This is a genomic window from Flavobacterium sp. H122 (assembly GCF_004959765.1).
Lineage (GTDB): Bacteria > Bacteroidota > Bacteroidia > Flavobacteriales > Flavobacteriaceae > Flavobacterium.
Genome location: NZ_SJZD01000005.1, coordinates 204,005 through 219,307, shown reverse-complemented (window position 1 = coordinate 219,307; position 15,303 = coordinate 204,005). Strand labels below are relative to the sequence as shown.

Below are 15,303 nucleotides of genomic sequence, written 5' to 3'. Positions count from 1 at the left end.
GATTAAGCTCTGATTGTAAAATGCTCTTTTTCCTGTTCTCTTCTGAAAAAAACGAAACCCCATTGAAAAGTATCAATGGTAACGGTGACTTTTGGATGGGTTTTGATTATTTCCCAAGCTTCTTCCATATCTTTTGACCAATGGATATCATCGAAAATCCAAACAGAATCATTGGTTATAGTAGGAAGTAATAATTCGAAGTATTCTAAAGTTGCTTTCTTTGAATGATTGCCGTCGAAATAGATGAGTTTCCAGTGTTCAGGATTTAGTGAGCAGTTGGTTAAATAACTTGAAAATTCAGTATTTACCGATTCGATGTTATTGAAATTGAATTTTTGAAATTGAGATTGCGCTTGTTTTAATGTGTTTGGACAACCTTCTAAAGTAGTTATTTTTGTTTTTTTATTTCCAAAAACCAAAGCAGAAGTAGCTAATCCTAATGAAGTTCCAATTTCTAAAATATTATTTGGTTGAAAATATCTTACAATTCGAAATAACAACTCAGCTCTTTTTTTAGATATGCCCGCATTCTTAGCTATGGCTGAAACTTTTCTATGATTGGATTTAAAAACTCTTGACCCAGCACCAAAATCGGTTACTTCAATTATGTTGTGGTTTTGTAATAAGCTATTTCGGAACTCTTTTAAAAGTTTGTATTCAGGATAGTTGGTTTTGTCGTAAAAACATTTGGTAACTAAACTAAATACAAAAGGAGAGTGGACTCCATGTTGATTGGTGGAGTTTTTTAAGAAATTCAGATAGGATTTTAAGATGGCTGACATTTATAATTGCTTAAAATTTATATCCAATGCGAAGCCCAAAAGCAATGTTTTCTCCTTTGCCCGATGCCTTTTCTTCGTCATTAAATCTTATAAAACCATGAATGTCGTCGTCTTCAACGTGTCCTAAGCTTTCATTATAGGTTCTGTCGAAATTTTTAATATTTCTTTTAAGAGCACCAATATAAAGATAAGGTTCTAGAATAAGATTGTTTATTGGAATTTGATATCCGAAACACAAATTAATTCCATAAACTTCTTTTTTGATTCCATAATCATCAATTATCTTATTTGTGTTATTATCATAACTATTTTGATCAGGAAAATAGTAAAATCGTTCATTGTAATTGTTTTTTCTGTAGAAAGCTTGTATTCCGGTATATAATCCATCTGATTTTCTTTTTTTTGTATTATCTTTTTTAAGATAGTTAAAAAGATAAAAACGACCTTCTGTAATTAATCTAAAACCAGAATTGTCAACAGAAAGTGTATCTGCATTGTTTCTAAAACTATAGGCTTGAATTCCGGCTTCGGTTTGAATACTGAAATATGGTTTTATTTTTCGCTCGACTGCAAATTGGATAGTGGGGAAAGAAAAACCATCAATTAATGCTGTTGCATTGATTTTAGCGATCCATTTTTTTTCCAATATTGATGTTTGCTCTGTTTGAGCAATAAGATTTAAGCTTGTTAACGAAATAAAAAATAAAAGAATAAGTTTTTTCATAAAGGTTTTTATAAACGTACTAATTTCCCTCCATTTTTGCGCTTAACTCAAACCATCGTTCCTCTTTCTCTTCCATTTTTTTGATGATGTTCTGCAATTCGTTAGCTTTCTTTTCAATATCTGCATCGGATAATTTTCCATCAGAAAACAATTGCTCGATTTCTTTTTTCTTCTGCTCTAAATCCTTGATTTCGCGTTCTATTTTTTGAAATTCTTTCTGTTCGTTAAAGGATAGGCCAGAAGTCGAAGGATTATTTTGTTTCCAGTTTACTTTTTCCTTAGGTTCTTCTTTTACAGGCTCAACGCTATCTTCATAAGCTCTGAAATCAGAATAGTTGCCTGGGAAATTTTCAATTTCACCTTCGCCTCTAAATACAAACAAATTATCCACGATTTTATCCATGAAATAACGGTCATGAGAAACCACTAGTAAGCATCCAGGATAGTCTAAAAGGAAACTTTCAAGAACATTTAATGTTACAATATCCAAATCATTGGTTGGTTCATCCAGAATTAAGAAATTTGGGTTTTGGATTAAAACCGTACACAAATACAAACGTTTCAATTCGCCACCACTCAGTTTTTCTACGTAATCGTATTGTTTTTTAGAATCGAATAAAAAGCGTTCCAAAAGTTGTGAAGCAGAAATAATTCGTCCTTTAGCTAATGGTATATATTCTCCGTATTCTTTTATAATGTCGATTACGCGCTGACCTGGTTTAGGATCTATACCGCTTTGTGTGTAATAACCTATTTTGATGGTCTCTCCTTTAATTACTTTTCCGCTATCCAAAGGAATGGTTCCAGTAAGTAAATTAAGGAAGGTTGATTTTCCGGTACCGTTTTTACCAATGATGCCAATGCGTTCGCCACGTTGGAAATCGAAACTGAAATCATTAAGAATGATTTTGTCTTTGAATTTTTTAGAGATTTTATGAAGCTCGATGATTTTGGTTCCCATACGCTCCATATTAATTTCCAATTCCACAACATTTTCCTTGCGTCGGCTTTGTGCTTTTTCTTTGATAACATAGAAGTCGTCTTGGCGTGACTTTGACTTGGTGGTACGTGCTTTGGGTTGGCGACGCATCCATTCCAATTCTTTTACGAATAAGTTTTTGGCTTTATCAATGCTGGCATTTTCTGAAGTAATACGTTCTTCTTTCTTCTCTAAATAGTAAGAATAGTTTCCTTTGTATTGGTATAATTTTCCGTTGTCTAATTCGATAATTTCATTACAAACTCGCTCTAAAAAGAAGCGGTCGTGCGTTACCATGAACAAGGTGATGTTTTCTTTGGCAAAATAACTTTCCAGCCATTCAATCATTTCAAGATCCAAGTGGTTGGTTGGCTCATCTAGAATGAGTAAATCAGGACGATTTATCAAAATAATAGCTAACGATAAACGCTTTTTTTGTCCACCAGAAAGGTTCTTAACTTTTAGTTTGAAATCTTCCAATTTCAGTTTGAATAAAATCTGTTTGAATTGTGTTTCAAAATCCCAGGCATTGTGGCGGTCCATGTCGTCAAAAGCTTTTTGGTAAGCTTCTTCATCTTCTGGATTTTCTAATGCTTTTTCATATTTTTCAATAACTTTCAAGACTTCATTGTCTGAAGCAAATATGCTTTCTTCAATAGTTAATTCGTCTTGTAGATTATGATCTTGTGACAAGAAAGCCATTTTGATATCTTTACGTACAACCACCTGTCCGGTATCCGGTTCATCTTCACCATTGATGATTTTCATGATGCAGGTTTTGCCTGATCCATTCTTGGCAATGAAGGCTATTTTTTGGTCTTTGTTGATTCCGAATGAGATATTCTCAAACAAAGTGCGTTCGCCAAAAGACTTCGATATATTTTCTACTGATAAGTAATTCACTTTGGTAATTTTTTTGCAAAAGTAATCTTTTGTATTGAGTTAATTAAGAGGAAATAAAAAAGCTGCCTAAAAAGACAGCTTTACTATTATTTGATGACATCAACTTCCAGATGACTATCGTTAAAAACTTTGATAAAGGCTTTTGTGTAATCTTCTTTGTTGGCCAGATACTGGTTTTCTAAAAACTTTTGCGGGTTGACAGCCATTAAAGGATACCAGGTACTTTGTACTTGAATTTGAATTTTATGTCCTTTTTTGAAGGTGTGTAACACATCTTGTAAACGGAATTTTACTGCAGTTGATTGATTAGGTGTTAACGCTTCTGGTTTTTCAAAACTATTTCTAAAACGAGCAGGCATGATTTCACTGCGAACCATTTGGTGGTAATTAGCATATACTACGTTAGGTTTGTCTTTATTCTCAGGTTCGTCAGCTGGGTAAATATCTATTAGTTTTACCACAAAATCGGCGTCTGATGAAGAGGAAGCGATATCTAAAATAGCATTTATTTCTCCTCCTAAAGTCAGGTCTTCGGTCAAATATTCAGTAGTAAAAGTCAATACATCAGGACGGTTTGCAGTAAAACGCTGGTCTTCCGACATATAATTTCTTGGTGTGAAACCGTTCATTTCAGAATAAATCATAGTACTTGGAACAGGTTTGTTAGGGTCGCTGTAGTATTCTGAAAAACCGTTAATATCAGACTTTGTATTGGTCAGTTTTCCGTTTTCTGTTAAGAAAAAATTTACTTTTTTAGATTCTTTTGGAGGCCAGCTTGTAAATTCATTCCATACTTTTTTTCCCGTATCAAACATATAAGCTTCAGGTAAAGAAACTGGAGTTTTTGAATTGTCTTTTAAATAATGGTAAAAGAATTTTCGTTCTACATTTTTCTGAAAATGGGTAGTTATGCTATCTCCAAAATAGATATCGTTATGGAAATGTTTTCCTTTTTCAAGAGCCCAGCCACCATGAGAAAATGGCCCCATTACAATTGTATTTTGTGTTTTAGGGTTGTTTTTCTCTAATGTTTTGTAAATGTTCAGCGGTCCGGTTAAATCTTCTGCATCATACCATCCGCCAACAGTCATGACAGCATGTTTAACGTTTTTAAGATGAGGCAGTAGGTTTCTTTTTTTCCAGAAATCATCATAACTCGGATGATTAACAACTTCCTGCATAAAAAAGTTGTCCTTGTAATATTTGTCAACAGCTTCTTTAAGAGTGCCTATTCCTTTATAAAAAACAGAACCGTCTTTTGATGTGGGTTTGATCATTTGGTTTTCATACCAGTGCTGACTTGTTGCAGTTGTTTTCTGCACTCCAAAAACAGGGAAAGTTCTAAAATAACTCATTAAAAATGCACCATTATGGTGAAAATCATCAAAAAAGAAATCGGATATTGGCGCTTGTGGTGAAGAGGCAACTAATGCCGGATGATTAGCTAATGTTCCTACGGCAGTATAGAATCCAGGATAAGAAATGCCGTATTGACCTGCTTTTCCGTTGTTGTTGGCAATGTTTTTGATTAGCCAGTCTATAGTGTCGAAAGTATCAGTACTTTCATCAATATCTTTTTTTGTTTTATGATCCACTTGTGGCGTCATATTGGTGAAAGTACCCTCACTCATGTATCGCCCTCTGACGTCTTGAAAAACAAAAATATATTTATCTTTTTCTATGAATTTGTTGTACGCTAAATACTCCGGGAATTTATCTTCTCCGTAGGGTTCAATACTATAACAAGTTCTTGTCATTAGAAAAGGATATTTGTTTTTGGTAGAAATATCTTTCGGGATATAGATGCTTGTAAAAAGTTTAACACCATCTCTCATGGTTATATAAAGTTCTTTCTTGGTGTATTCTTTTTCCAGGTTCGTCTGTGAGAATGTATTAAAAGAAAATAAAAAGAGTAAAAATTGAAGAGTTAATTTCATTTTGAATTTTTTTTCGAATTTACTAAAAAATAAAAAATATCAAGATTTAGTACTGAGTTAATTTCTGAATTTACGTGTTAATAGTTATTTTCGCAATATGCAACTCTCAGTAATCATCCTAAACTATAATGTCCGCTACTTTTTAGAACAATGTGTTTTAAGTGTTCAAAAAGCACTTGGAGGTATTGAGGGGGAAATTATTGTAGTGGATAATTTTTCTGAGGATGATAGTTGTCAAATGATGAGAAGCCGGTTTCCTGATGTAAAACTGATTGAAAACAAAGAAAACTTTGGTTTTCCTAAAGGAAATAATATTGGTGCAGCAGAAGCCAAAGGAGAATATATTTGTATTCTTAATCCTGATACCGTAGTAGCTGAAGATACTTTTTTAAAAATACTGAAAAGCGAAAACTGGAAACCTGCCACCGGAATAATAGGTTGTAAGCTCATTGACGGAACCGGGAATTTTTTGCCGGAATGTAAACGTGGCGTACCAAATCCCTGGGTGGCATTTACCAAAATTTTCAGTTTGTATAAATTGTTTCCTAAGACATCTTTATTTAATCAATACTATGCACAACATTTATCTGAAAATGAATCAGGTGAAGTTGATATTCTCGTGGGAGCTTTTATGGTGATGAAACGTGATTTGTATTTGCAGGTTGGTGGATTTGATGAAAACTGTTTTATGTACTCTGATGATATCGATTTAAGTTATCTGATAAAAAAAGCGGGTTATCAAAATTATTATTTCCATGAGACCAGTGTAATACATTATAAAGGGGAAAGTACCGTTAGAGATGAGAAGTATGTAGAGCGGTTTAGGGAGGCAATGCGGTTCTTCTATAAAAAGCATTTTGGAGGTTCCTGGATTTTTGATGTTTTTATGAAAATTGGAGCTTTTGCATTTGCATTGTTTAAAAAAAGTCAGCAAAAGCAAATTTATTATCAGGTAGATGAGTATGTTTTGATGTCAAAAGATGAAAAATTGTATCGGCATTTAATGAAAGTCTTACAAAAAAATATAGTGAACGTTACAGATATTTCTCAAAATCCGTTATTTTCGCAAACAAATAACTTAAAAAGGCATACCGAATTTATATTGGATAACAATAGTTTTTCTTTTAAAGAAATCATTGCTTTTTTAGAAAAAAATAAAAATAAAGGCTTTACCTTTAAGATTCTTCCAATGGATTCTAAATTTATGCTGGGAAGTAATAGTAGTAATGACAAGGGTGAAGTAGTAAAAGTTGATTAAAATTATATTTTGTAAAATTTTTAATCAAAATAATTAGTAATTTCGCAATCTAAATACGAAAACACAACTTTAGTTTAAAAATATGGCAAAGTTTGAATTGAAATTACCTAAAATGGGTGAAAGTGTTGCTGAAGCAACAGTTACAAACTGGTTAAAAAATGTAGGCGACAAAATTGAAATGGACGAAGCAGTGCTTGAAATTGCTACCGATAAAGTAGATAGCGAAGTGCCAAGTGAGGTTTCAGGAACATTAGTTGAAATTTTATTCCAAAAAGACGATGTAGTTCAGGTTGGTCAGACTATTGCAATCATTGAAACTGAAGGTGGTGCGGTAGAGTCGGCCCCTAAAGCAACTGTTGTGGCATCAGAAACTTCGACTCCGGTTGCTGAAGTGGCTAAAACTGTTGAAACTGCAAAAGAAATCGCAGCTCCTGCTGATTTTTCTTCGTCTGATAAATTCTTTTCACCATTAGTGAAAAACATCGCAGCTGCCGAAGGTGTTTCTTTAGCAGAATTGGAATCAATTACAGGTTCAGGGAAAGATGGAAGAGTAAATAAAGAAGATATCTTAAATTATATAAAAAATAGAGGAAGTAAGTCTGCAACGGCTGTGTCAGAAGCTCCAAAAGCAGTTCCGGCTCCGGTTCAAACATCAACTCAGGCAGTTCCCGTATCTGTAAACGGTGCTGATGAAATTGTGGAAATGGACAGAATGCGTAAGCTTATCTCTAAATACATGGTGGAATCTGTTCAGACTTCCGCTCACGTGCAGTCATTCATTGAAGTTGATGTGACAAACATCGTAAAATGGAGAGATAAAGTGAAAAATGCTTTCGAAAAAAGAGAAGGAGAAAAATTAACTTTTACCCCAATCTTTATGGAGGCAGTTGCAAAAGCTTTAAGAGATTTTCCTGGAATGAATATTTCGGTAGAAGGTGATTATATCATTAAAAAGAAAAATATCAATTTGGGTATGGCTGCGGCGTTGCCAAACGGGAATTTAATTGTGCCTGTAATTAAAAATGCAGACCAATTAAACTTAGTAGGAATGGCTAAAGCGGTTAATGATTTAGGAAACCGTGCTAAAGCCGGGAAATTGAAACCGGATGATACACAAGGAGGAACATATACAGTAACAAATGTGGGTACTTTTGGTTCTGTATTTGGAACACCAATTATCAATCAGCCACAAGTAGGTATTTTGGCTTTAGGTGCTATTAGAAAAGTGCCTGCAGTTATTGAAACGCCTGAAGGAGATTTTATAGGAATTCGTCAAAAGATGTTCTTATCACACTCTTATGATCATAGAGTTGTTGATGGAGCTTTAGGAGGAAGCTTTGTAAAACGAGTTGCTGACTATCTTGAGGCTTGGGATATTAACAGAGATATTTAAAATGAATAATTTTTAAATAATAAACCCGACAGTTTTTAAACCAGTCGGGTTTTTTTATATTTGCTTTACAAACTAAACTAATTAATGGAATTAAAACTAAATAGACCAATCTGCTTTTTTGATCTTGAAACTACGGGTACAGACATTACTAAAGACCGGATAGTGGAAATTGCGATCATAAAAGTATATCCTAACGGAAATAAGGAAAGTAAAACATGGTTGGTAAATCCTACTATTCCTATTCCGTATCAGGCAACTGCAATACATGGAATTTCTAATGAAAAAGTAGCTAATGAGCCTACATTTTCAGAATTGGCTCCTATGGTTCACAGTATGATAAAAGATTCTGATTTGGCAGGATTTAATTCTGACCGATTTGATATTCCTTTATTAGCGGAAGAGCTTTTGCGTGCCGAAGTTGATTTTGACATGAAAAATAGGGTTTCAGTAGATGTGCAGACTATTTTTCATAAAAAAGAAGAACGTACTTTGGGTGCTGCTTTTAAATTTTACTGTGGGGAATCGCTTGAAAACGCTCATAGTGCAGAAGCTGATACTCATGCTACGTATGAAATCTTAAAAGCACAACTGGACCGTTATCCTGATTTGGAAAATGACATGAAATCATTGTCGGAGTTCACTACCAGAAAGAAATCGGTTGATTTTGCGGGTTTCATAGCTTTCAACGAAGATGGTCAGGAATTCTTCACATTTGGTAAGCATAAAGGAGCTTTAGTGGAAGATGTTTTTGATAGAGAACCAGGGTATTTTGGCTGGATTCAAAATGCTGATTTTCCTCTTTATACTAAAAAAGTACTTACGGCAATCAAATTGAGAAAGTTGAATACAAAACAGTAACTTCGAGAACCTCAGTTACCGTTTAGTAAATTCCATTTTAAAATTTGTTGGCTGAGGTTCTCAGACATGTTGGCTGAGGCTCTCGAAGCCAACTATTAATGAAGAAAATAAAATGAAAATAATCTGTATAGGTCGCAATTATGTAGACCATATTTCTGAATTAAATAATGAACGTCCAAGTGAACCGGTAATTTTTATGAAGCCGGATACTGCAATTTTACCAAAACAATTTCCTTTTGTTTTGCCTGAATTCAGTAATGATGTGCATCACGAAGTGGAAATTTTGGTTAAGATTAATAAAGTCGGTAAATATATTGATGCCAAATTTGCTCACAAATACTACGACGAAATTGGATTGGGAATCGATTTTACGGCTCGTGACTTACAGGGTAAACTAAAAGAAAAAGGACTGCCTTGGGAAAAAGCAAAAGCTTTTGACGGTTCAGCGGTTATAGGTGACTTTTTATCGAAAAAAGATTTTAGTTCGCTTGAAAATCTTAATTTTGAGTTAAGAAACAACTCCCAAACTGTTCAAAAAGGCAATACGAATCAAATGTTGTGGAATATAGACGAAATTATCGCTTGTGTTTCACAATATTTTACACTTAAAACAGGTGATATTATTTTTACAGGAACTCCTGCTGGTGTGGCAAAAGTAAATCCTGAAGATGTTTTGGAAGGATTTATAGAAGATAAACAACTATTTAAGATTCAGGTTAAATAATGGCAATACACTATAATTTAGCAAAAGTATATGCGATTTCTGACGACGACGAGGATTTCGTACGTCAAATTATAACGCTTTTTGTGGAAGAAGTTCCGGGGGACGTAAAGCAAATGAAAGAAGGTATTAAAGAGAAGGATTATGCGAAAGCGTATGGTTTTGCGCATAAGACTAAACCGACTCTGGATTTGCTGGGAATGGATGCTGCAAAAGATGAAATACTTCAAATCGAGCAATGGACTCGTGATAAAGGCAAGAAAAAAGAAATCAAAGAAGTTTACAAAAGCTTAAAAGGGCGTATTGATGCTGCTCTTGATGAGGTGAAGAAAGATTTCAATGTATAAGTGTCTTTAGGTGAATTCTAAAATCTAATATCTAAAATTTAATGAACGCAGCTATTGTAACTATAGGTGATGAAATCCTTATTGGTCAGATTGTAGATACTAATTCGGGTTTTATTGCTAAGGCATTGGAGAAAATTGGTATTCGGGTTCATGAAATGCTTTCGGTTTCTGATGAAAAACAGCATATCTTAAATACACTTGCGAGCCTTCAGAACAAAGTGGATTTGGTTGTGATTACAGGTGGGTTAGGACCTACAAAAGATGATATTACCAAAAAAACTTTGTGTGAATACATGGATGATACTTTGGTTTACAATAATGAGGTATTGGCTCATGTGACTGAATTGATTGAGGCATATTTTAAGAGACCGATAACTCAGGTTAATAAAGATCAGGCCTTGGTGCCTTCAAGGTGCGAAGTGCTTTTTAATAGGGTAGGTACTGCTCCGGGAATGTGGATGGAAAAAGAGAATACTATTTTTATTTCCCTGCCCGGCGTTCCTTATGAGATGAAGTATTTGGTTGAAAACGAGATAGTATCTCGTTTAATTGAGAAATTCGACCGCCCTTATATTATTCACAAAACGTTACTGACTTATGGAGTAGGTGAAAGCTTGTTGGCTGAACGGATTGAAGATTGGGAAGATAATCTGCCTGGATTTATAAAGCTGGCATATCTGCCAAATCAAGGAAGTGTTCGCCTGCGCCTGACAGCTCGCGGTACAGATGAAAAAGTACTTCAGGATGCAGTTGAGGCCGAAATTGAAAAATTGCAGCCACAAATTCAGGATTGTTTAGTAGGTTTTGAGGAAGAAGATACTTTAGAAGTTGTGTTGGGAAGACTGATGACGAAAAAAAAGTTAACCATTGCAACGGCTGAAAGCTGTACAGGGGGAAAAATAGCATCATTGCTTGCTTCTGTCCCGGGCGCTTCAGTGTATTTTAAAGGAAGTGTGGTGAGCTATGCCACTCAGGTCAAAGAAGATATTTTGAAAATTCCTTCAGAGATTATTCAAAAATATTCTGTCGTAAGTGCTGAAGTTGCTCAGGTCATGGCGCTAAATGCTCAAAAACTTTTTAATGTAGATTATGTAATTGCCGTAACAGGAAATGCAGGACCTTCAAAAGGAGAAGCAGATGCTGAAGTTGGTACTGTTTTTATAAGTGTAGCTACGCCGCAAGGTGTTTTTACTGAAGAGTTTAATTTTGGCCAGCCCCGTGAAAAAGTAATTGACAGGGCTGTGAATAAAGGAATGGAGCTCGTTTATAAAGAAATTTTAAAAAACTAATAAAAATATTTTGCTTAATCGTTTTATTTTTTGTTACTTTGCACCCTGATTTTGAATAACGATAAAAGATAAGATAATGTCAAGAGTTTGTGACCTTACAGGAAAAAGAGCGATGGTAGGAAACAACGTTTCTCACGCTATGAACAAGACAAAGAGAAAATTCTCTGTTAACTTGGTTAAAAAACGTTTTTACCTTCCTGAAGAAGATAGATGGATTACTTTAAGAGTAGCTGCTTCTACTATTAAAACGATTAATAAAAACGGAATTTCAGCTGTGTTGAAACAAGCACAGGCTAACGGATTAATTAAATAATCTATTCCTAAATAAATATATATCAAGATGGCAAAGAAAGGAAATAGAATCCAAGTAATTTTAGAATGTACAGAGCACAAAACTTCTGGTGTAGCTGGAACGTCTCGTTACATTACAACTAAAAATAAAAAGAACACTCCGGATAGATTGGAAATTAAAAAATTCAACCCTATCTTAAAAAGAGTGACTGTTCATAAAGAAATTAAATAATTAGAAGTTTTTTATAAAATTTCAGTAAATAGTATAAGTCATGGCAAAGAAAACCGTTGCAACCTTACAAACAGCTTCTAAGAGATTATCAAAAGCTATTAAAATGGTAAAATCTCCTAAAACTGGCGCTTACACTTTTGTTGAGGCTATCATGTCTCCAGAAGAAGTTGATGAATTTCTAAAAAAGAAATAATTTTATCTATTCAATATAACTGAGCTACTTTCTTTAGGAAGTAGCTTTTTTATTTTATATTTGCTCGGATTTTCGACCAACCAATTTTATAATTTTTTAATTCATCATTAAAAATGAATTTCTTTAAAAAAATATTTTCTTCTGATAAAAAAGAGACTTTAGATAAAGGACTTGAAAAATCAAGTACTTCCTTTTTATCTAAGCTGACCAAGGCTGTTGCGGGTAAATCTAAAGTTGATGATGACGTATTGGATAACCTTGAAGAAGTATTGGTTACTTCTGATGTAGGTGTGAATACAACCTTGAAAATTATTGAGCGTATTGAGGAACGTGTTTCTAAAGATAAATATTTAGGAACTGAGGAGCTGAATAAAATTCTTCGTGAGGAAATAGCCAGCTTACTTTCCGAAACAAATACCGGTGAAGAAACAGAATTCACTATTCCTGCCAACAAGAAGCCGTATGTAATTATGGTGGTTGGGGTAAATGGTGTTGGAAAGACTACAACCATAGGCAAATTGGCAAACCAGTTTAAAAAAGCCGGATATAAAGTTGTTTTAGGGGCAGCCGATACTTTCCGTGCGGCAGCTATTGACCAATTGCAAATTTGGGCTGATAGAGTAGGTGTACCAATTGTAAGACAGCAAATGGGCAGTGATCCTGCTTCGGTAGCGTTTGATACTTTGCAGAGTGCTGTGGCACAAGATGCAGATGTTGTTATTATTGATACTGCCGGGCGATTACACAATAAAGTTGGTTTAATGAACGAGCTTACCAAAGTGAAGCGTGTAATGCAGAAAGTGATTGGAGATGCGCCACATGATGTTTTATTGGTTTTAGACGGATCAACAGGGCAAAATGCTTTCGAACAGGCAAAGGAGTTTACTGCGGCTACTGAAGTAACTTGTCTGGCAGTTACAAAGCTTGACGGAACCGCAAAAGGAGGTGTGGTAATAGGTATTTCCGACCAATTCCAGATTCCGGTAAAATATATTGGTGTAGGTGAAGGAATTAACGACCTTCAAGTGTTTAATAAATACGAATTCGTAGATTCATTCTTTAAATAATATGCAAAGTTTTAAAGCCTTTCATTTTTTCTTATTTGCCACTTCTGCTTTGTTGCTGGCACAGACAGTAAAAAACATTTATGTGTCAATTGGTTTTTACGGATTAGCTTTAGTATTGTATATTTTAGCCTGGATAAAGTTTAATAAAGAGAAGAAACTGTAAAATCTAAAAATAAAAAAAGGGCCATTCAAATTTGAATGGCTCTTTTTTTATACAGCACCTAAAGTGTATAATTGTTCCATGGTAGGGGTTTTGCTGCCTCCTTTAGGTTCTAATGTTATACCAAAAGCTTCAGCATCACTGGTTGTGTTAACTTCAAATATTTTGATGTCATTATTTGTAAAATCCGATAAAAGTCCAATGCTCGTCGGGGTTAAAGCAGGTTTTAATTTTAATGACCATATTTGATATTCTTTTCCGCTTGGCGGTTCCGGTAAGCCGGAGGCATCAATATATACTTTTTGTGTTTTTTTATTCCAATAGACTTTAGCCGAAGCTTTTGGCGCTGCTGTTTGTCCCGCCAGGGATACTATAGTAGTTTGATTATCAGTAATCGCATCAAGATATTCTAAAAATTTTTCGTTTTCATTTTTCGAACTAACTACTATTTCATTCAATTTTTTATTGTTTTCTTTCAGCTCTGCTTGTTGTTGGTACTGATAACCTATGAAAACTAAAAACACCGCGGCCGCCGCCCATCCGATATATCGCGATATAGCTACTGTTTTAGTCGTAGACTTGTAATTTGTATCAAAGTTATTCCCGTGTTTTATTTCAAGCTTATTTTTTATCTTTTCAAAGTTTTGTGAGGATAAAAATGGTGAAAAACTTGTAGATAATGATGATATAGATTTTTCTATTGATAAAATTTCTTCCTCAACTTCTTTATTCGTCTTTGATAGTTCATAAATTTCTTGATTTTGTTTTTCATCAAGTAATCCATAAACATAAAGTTCTAATATTCCGGATTCTATATATTCTTTACTGTTCATTATATTTTTAAAAAAGCCCTTAAATCGTTAATACAATTCCTGTTTTGAGTTTTTACTGTTCCTAATGGTATTTCTAATTCCTCAGAAGCCTCTTGTTGTGTATATCCTTTAAAAAACAGTAAATCGATTAAAGCAATGCATTTGGGTTTTAGTTTTTTTATAAATTCCTGAATGCCAATGGCTTCTATTTTAAAAAGTGATTTATTGCTTTCATCAAAGAGATGTACGAAATTATCGGTAGTTAGGTTTTTTTTATTGTTGTTAAAGTTTTTAGAACGTAATTTATCTATAGCTGTATTTCTGGCTATGTTGATTACCCAAGTATAAAAACGGCCTTTGGATTCATGGTAAGTATCCATGTTTTTCCAAATTTTGATAAAAACTTCCTGAAGTATATCTTCTGCTTCTTCTCTATTATTTATAATATTAGTAATCACTGCAAAAAGACTTTTTGCATACATATCGTATAAAATTGAATATGCCCTGTCGTCTTTTTTTTGGAGTAATACAACTATTTCTTCCTGGCTCATATTTGGATTATGAATACTTATACATCTGTAAATATAGCACAAAATCAAATGATTAATATTTTTTTTTAAAAAACATTACTTTTTTAAAACCATGGTTGAAGTATTTACGTAAGTGTTATTATAAATCATTAAAAAACAAAAAAATGAAAAACACAAAATTGTATTTAGGTTTATCTCTGGTAATTGCAACAGGCTTGTTGTTAATTGCTGCAGATCATGCTGACGCACCGGCAGTAACAGGAAACGGTAATGATATTACTGATGTGTATGCTTTTCAGGGGCAGGATAGCAACAACATGGTATTTGTCATTAATAGTCAAGGACTTTTAAGCCCAAATGCTACGGCTACGGCAGCATTCAGCGAAAATGTTTTGATGGAAGTTAACATCGACAATAATGGCGATAATGTTGAAGATTTAGTGATTCAAGCAATTAAAAAAGGTAGTAAAATGTATTTCTTTGGTCCGGTAGTTCCAGGAACAACTGGAACTTCCAGTACAATTAAAACTAACGCCGCTTCAGGAAGTGTTGATATTTCTAAGTATGGTCAATCACCTGTAATTGCTACTAAAAATGGAATGAAATTTTTTGCAGGACCTAGAGATGATCCATTCTTTTTTGATTTGAATCAGTATAAAGCTATTCTAGGTGGTACTGCATCAGGATTTAATGATCCTGGAACCGACACTTTTGCTGGGACTAATGTGCTTTCTACAATAGTTGAAATGCCTAAAACATTATTAGGAAATTCTTCTTCGATCAATGTATGGGTTGAAACTAAACAAAAACAATAATTCACATTTTAA

General features: G+C 34.0%; 18 protein-coding genes. 12 read left to right on the top strand and 6 right to left on the bottom strand.

The annotated features are described in order from the left end of the window. Positions 1–2: 2 nt before the first annotated feature. The 4 genes from EZM65_RS09705 to EZM65_RS09690 all read right to left on the bottom strand — a co-directional run bounded on the left by EZM65_RS09705 (position 3) and on the right by EZM65_RS09690 (position 5,325). Entirely contained in the window at positions 3–782 is a 780-nt protein-coding gene (locus EZM65_RS09705; protein ID WP_136668358.1) for an O-methyltransferase, read from the bottom strand. 10 nt (positions 783–792) lie between these two features. Then, the gene (locus tag EZM65_RS09700) at positions 793–1,506 is read right to left on the bottom strand and encodes a DUF3575 domain-containing protein (RefSeq protein ID WP_136668357.1); all 714 of its coding nucleotides are present in this window, start codon (positions 1,504–1,506) and stop codon (positions 793–795) included. Positions 1,507–1,525: 19 nt separating this feature from the next. Continuing rightward, positions 1,526–3,388 (bottom strand): ABC-F family ATP-binding cassette domain-containing protein, encoded by a 1,863-nt coding sequence (locus EZM65_RS09695; protein ID WP_136668356.1) that lies wholly within the window; start codon positions 3,386–3,388, stop codon positions 1,526–1,528. 86 nt (positions 3,389–3,474) lie between these two features. Continuing rightward, the gene (locus EZM65_RS09690) at positions 3,475–5,325 is read right to left on the bottom strand and encodes a CocE/NonD family hydrolase (protein ID WP_136668355.1); all 1,851 of its coding nucleotides are present in this window, start codon (positions 5,323–5,325) and stop codon (positions 3,475–3,477) included. Positions 5,326–5,422: 97 nt separating this feature from the next. Between EZM65_RS09690 and EZM65_RS09685 the strand changes: the two genes are divergently transcribed. The 11 genes from EZM65_RS09685 to EZM65_RS15530 all read left to right on the top strand — a co-directional run bounded on the left by EZM65_RS09685 (position 5,423) and on the right by EZM65_RS15530 (position 13,137). After that, positions 5,423–6,583 (top strand): glycosyltransferase family 2 protein, encoded by a 1,161-nt coding sequence (locus tag EZM65_RS09685; protein WP_136668354.1) that lies wholly within the window; start codon positions 5,423–5,425, stop codon positions 6,581–6,583. Positions 6,584–6,665: 82 nt separating this feature from the next. Further along, positions 6,666–7,976 carry a dihydrolipoamide acetyltransferase family protein gene (locus EZM65_RS09680; RefSeq protein WP_136668353.1) on the top strand — a complete coding sequence of 437 codons (1,311 nt, stop codon included), beginning with the start codon at positions 6,666–6,668 and terminating at the stop codon, positions 7,974–7,976. A gap of 84 nt (positions 7,977–8,060) precedes the next feature. Then, positions 8,061–8,834, top strand: a complete 774-nt coding sequence (locus tag EZM65_RS09675) for a 3'-5' exonuclease (protein WP_136668352.1) — start codon at positions 8,061–8,063, stop codon at positions 8,832–8,834. A gap of 112 nt (positions 8,835–8,946) precedes the next feature. Then, a complete protein-coding gene (locus EZM65_RS09670) occupies positions 8,947–9,558 on the top strand; it encodes a fumarylacetoacetate hydrolase family protein (RefSeq protein WP_136668351.1) in 612 nt (203 codons plus the stop codon). Beyond that, on the top strand, positions 9,558–9,902 hold the full coding sequence (locus tag EZM65_RS09665) for an Hpt domain-containing protein (RefSeq protein ID WP_136668350.1): 345 nt from the start codon (positions 9,558–9,560) through the stop codon (positions 9,900–9,902). Before EZM65_RS09670 ends, EZM65_RS09665 begins: the two co-directional genes overlap by 1 nt. Positions 9,903–9,943: 41 nt before the next feature. Further along, complete coding sequence (locus EZM65_RS09660; protein WP_136668349.1) at positions 9,944–11,191, top strand: CinA family nicotinamide mononucleotide deamidase-related protein; 1,248 nt, start codon at positions 9,944–9,946, stop codon at positions 11,189–11,191. A 76-nt stretch (positions 11,192–11,267) separates the two neighbouring features. Continuing rightward, complete coding sequence (rpmB, locus tag EZM65_RS09655; RefSeq protein WP_136668348.1) at positions 11,268–11,504, top strand: 50S ribosomal protein L28; 237 nt, start codon at positions 11,268–11,270, stop codon at positions 11,502–11,504. Positions 11,505–11,531: 27 nt separating this feature from the next. Continuing rightward, positions 11,532–11,714, top strand: a complete 183-nt coding sequence (gene rpmG, locus EZM65_RS09650) for a 50S ribosomal protein L33 (RefSeq protein ID WP_017495179.1) — start codon at positions 11,532–11,534, stop codon at positions 11,712–11,714. Between the two features lie 40 nt (positions 11,715–11,754). Next, a complete protein-coding gene (locus EZM65_RS09645; RefSeq protein ID WP_014166478.1) occupies positions 11,755–11,907 on the top strand; it encodes a DUF4295 domain-containing protein in 153 nt (50 codons plus the stop codon). A 113-nt stretch (positions 11,908–12,020) separates the two neighbouring features. After that, the gene (gene ftsY / locus EZM65_RS09640) at positions 12,021–12,974 is read left to right on the top strand and encodes a signal recognition particle-docking protein FtsY (RefSeq protein WP_136668347.1); all 954 of its coding nucleotides are present in this window, start codon (positions 12,021–12,023) and stop codon (positions 12,972–12,974) included. A 1-nt stretch (position 12,975) separates the two neighbouring features. Then, positions 12,976–13,137 (top strand): hypothetical protein, encoded by a 162-nt coding sequence (locus EZM65_RS15530; protein WP_169051688.1) that lies wholly within the window; start codon positions 12,976–12,978, stop codon positions 13,135–13,137. A 47-nt stretch (positions 13,138–13,184) separates the two neighbouring features. Here the strand turns inward: EZM65_RS15530 and EZM65_RS09635 are convergent, their stop codons facing one another. Together EZM65_RS09635 and EZM65_RS09630 are read right to left on the bottom strand one after the other, a co-directional pair. Continuing rightward, positions 13,185–13,967 (bottom strand): anti-sigma factor domain-containing protein, encoded by a 783-nt coding sequence (locus EZM65_RS09635; protein ID WP_136668346.1) that lies wholly within the window; start codon positions 13,965–13,967, stop codon positions 13,185–13,187. Continuing rightward, entirely contained in the window at positions 13,967–14,497 is a 531-nt protein-coding gene (locus EZM65_RS09630; protein ID WP_136668345.1) for an RNA polymerase sigma factor, read from the bottom strand. Before EZM65_RS09630 ends, EZM65_RS09635 begins: the two co-directional genes overlap by 1 nt. A 143-nt stretch (positions 14,498–14,640) precedes the next feature. On the opposite strand from EZM65_RS09630, the gene EZM65_RS09625 reads away from it, so the two are divergent. Then, on the top strand, positions 14,641–15,291 hold the full coding sequence (locus EZM65_RS09625) for a DUF4331 family protein (RefSeq protein ID WP_136668344.1): 651 nt from the start codon (positions 14,641–14,643) through the stop codon (positions 15,289–15,291). Positions 15,292–15,303: the final 12 nt, after the last annotated feature.

Coding starts and splice junctions, on each gene's coding strand:
- EZM65_RS09705 (WP_136668358.1), bottom strand. CDS start 782: ATGTCAGCCATCTTAAAATCCTATCTGAATTTCTTAAAAAACTCCACC.
- EZM65_RS09700 (WP_136668357.1), bottom strand. CDS start 1,506: ATGAAAAAACTTATTCTTTTATTTTTTATTTCGTTAACAAGCTTAAAT.
- EZM65_RS09690 (WP_136668355.1), bottom strand. CDS start 5,325: ATGAAATTAACTCTTCAATTTTTACTCTTTTTATTTTCTTTTAATACA.
- EZM65_RS09685 (WP_136668354.1), top strand. CDS start 5,423: ATGCAACTCTCAGTAATCATCCTAAACTATAATGTCCGCTACTTTTTA.
- EZM65_RS09680 (WP_136668353.1), top strand. CDS start 6,666: ATGGCAAAGTTTGAATTGAAATTACCTAAAATGGGTGAAAGTGTTGCT.
- EZM65_RS09675 (WP_136668352.1), top strand. CDS start 8,061: ATGGAATTAAAACTAAATAGACCAATCTGCTTTTTTGATCTTGAAACT.
- EZM65_RS09670 (WP_136668351.1), top strand. CDS start 8,947: ATGAAAATAATCTGTATAGGTCGCAATTATGTAGACCATATTTCTGAA.
- EZM65_RS09665 (WP_136668350.1), top strand. CDS start 9,558: ATGGCAATACACTATAATTTAGCAAAAGTATATGCGATTTCTGACGAC.
- EZM65_RS09660 (WP_136668349.1), top strand. CDS start 9,944: ATGAACGCAGCTATTGTAACTATAGGTGATGAAATCCTTATTGGTCAG.
- rpmB (WP_136668348.1), top strand. CDS start 11,268: ATGTCAAGAGTTTGTGACCTTACAGGAAAAAGAGCGATGGTAGGAAAC.
- rpmG (WP_017495179.1), top strand. CDS start 11,532: ATGGCAAAGAAAGGAAATAGAATCCAAGTAATTTTAGAATGTACAGAG.
- EZM65_RS09645 (WP_014166478.1), top strand. CDS start 11,755: ATGGCAAAGAAAACCGTTGCAACCTTACAAACAGCTTCTAAGAGATTA.
- ftsY (WP_136668347.1), top strand. CDS start 12,021: ATGAATTTCTTTAAAAAAATATTTTCTTCTGATAAAAAAGAGACTTTA.
- EZM65_RS15530 (WP_169051688.1), top strand. CDS start 12,976: ATGCAAAGTTTTAAAGCCTTTCATTTTTTCTTATTTGCCACTTCTGCT.
- EZM65_RS09635 (WP_136668346.1), bottom strand. CDS start 13,967: ATGAACAGTAAAGAATATATAGAATCCGGAATATTAGAACTTTATGTT.
- EZM65_RS09630 (WP_136668345.1), bottom strand. CDS start 14,497: ATGAGCCAGGAAGAAATAGTTGTATTACTCCAAAAAAAAGACGACAGG.
- EZM65_RS09625 (WP_136668344.1), top strand. CDS start 14,641: ATGAAAAACACAAAATTGTATTTAGGTTTATCTCTGGTAATTGCAACA.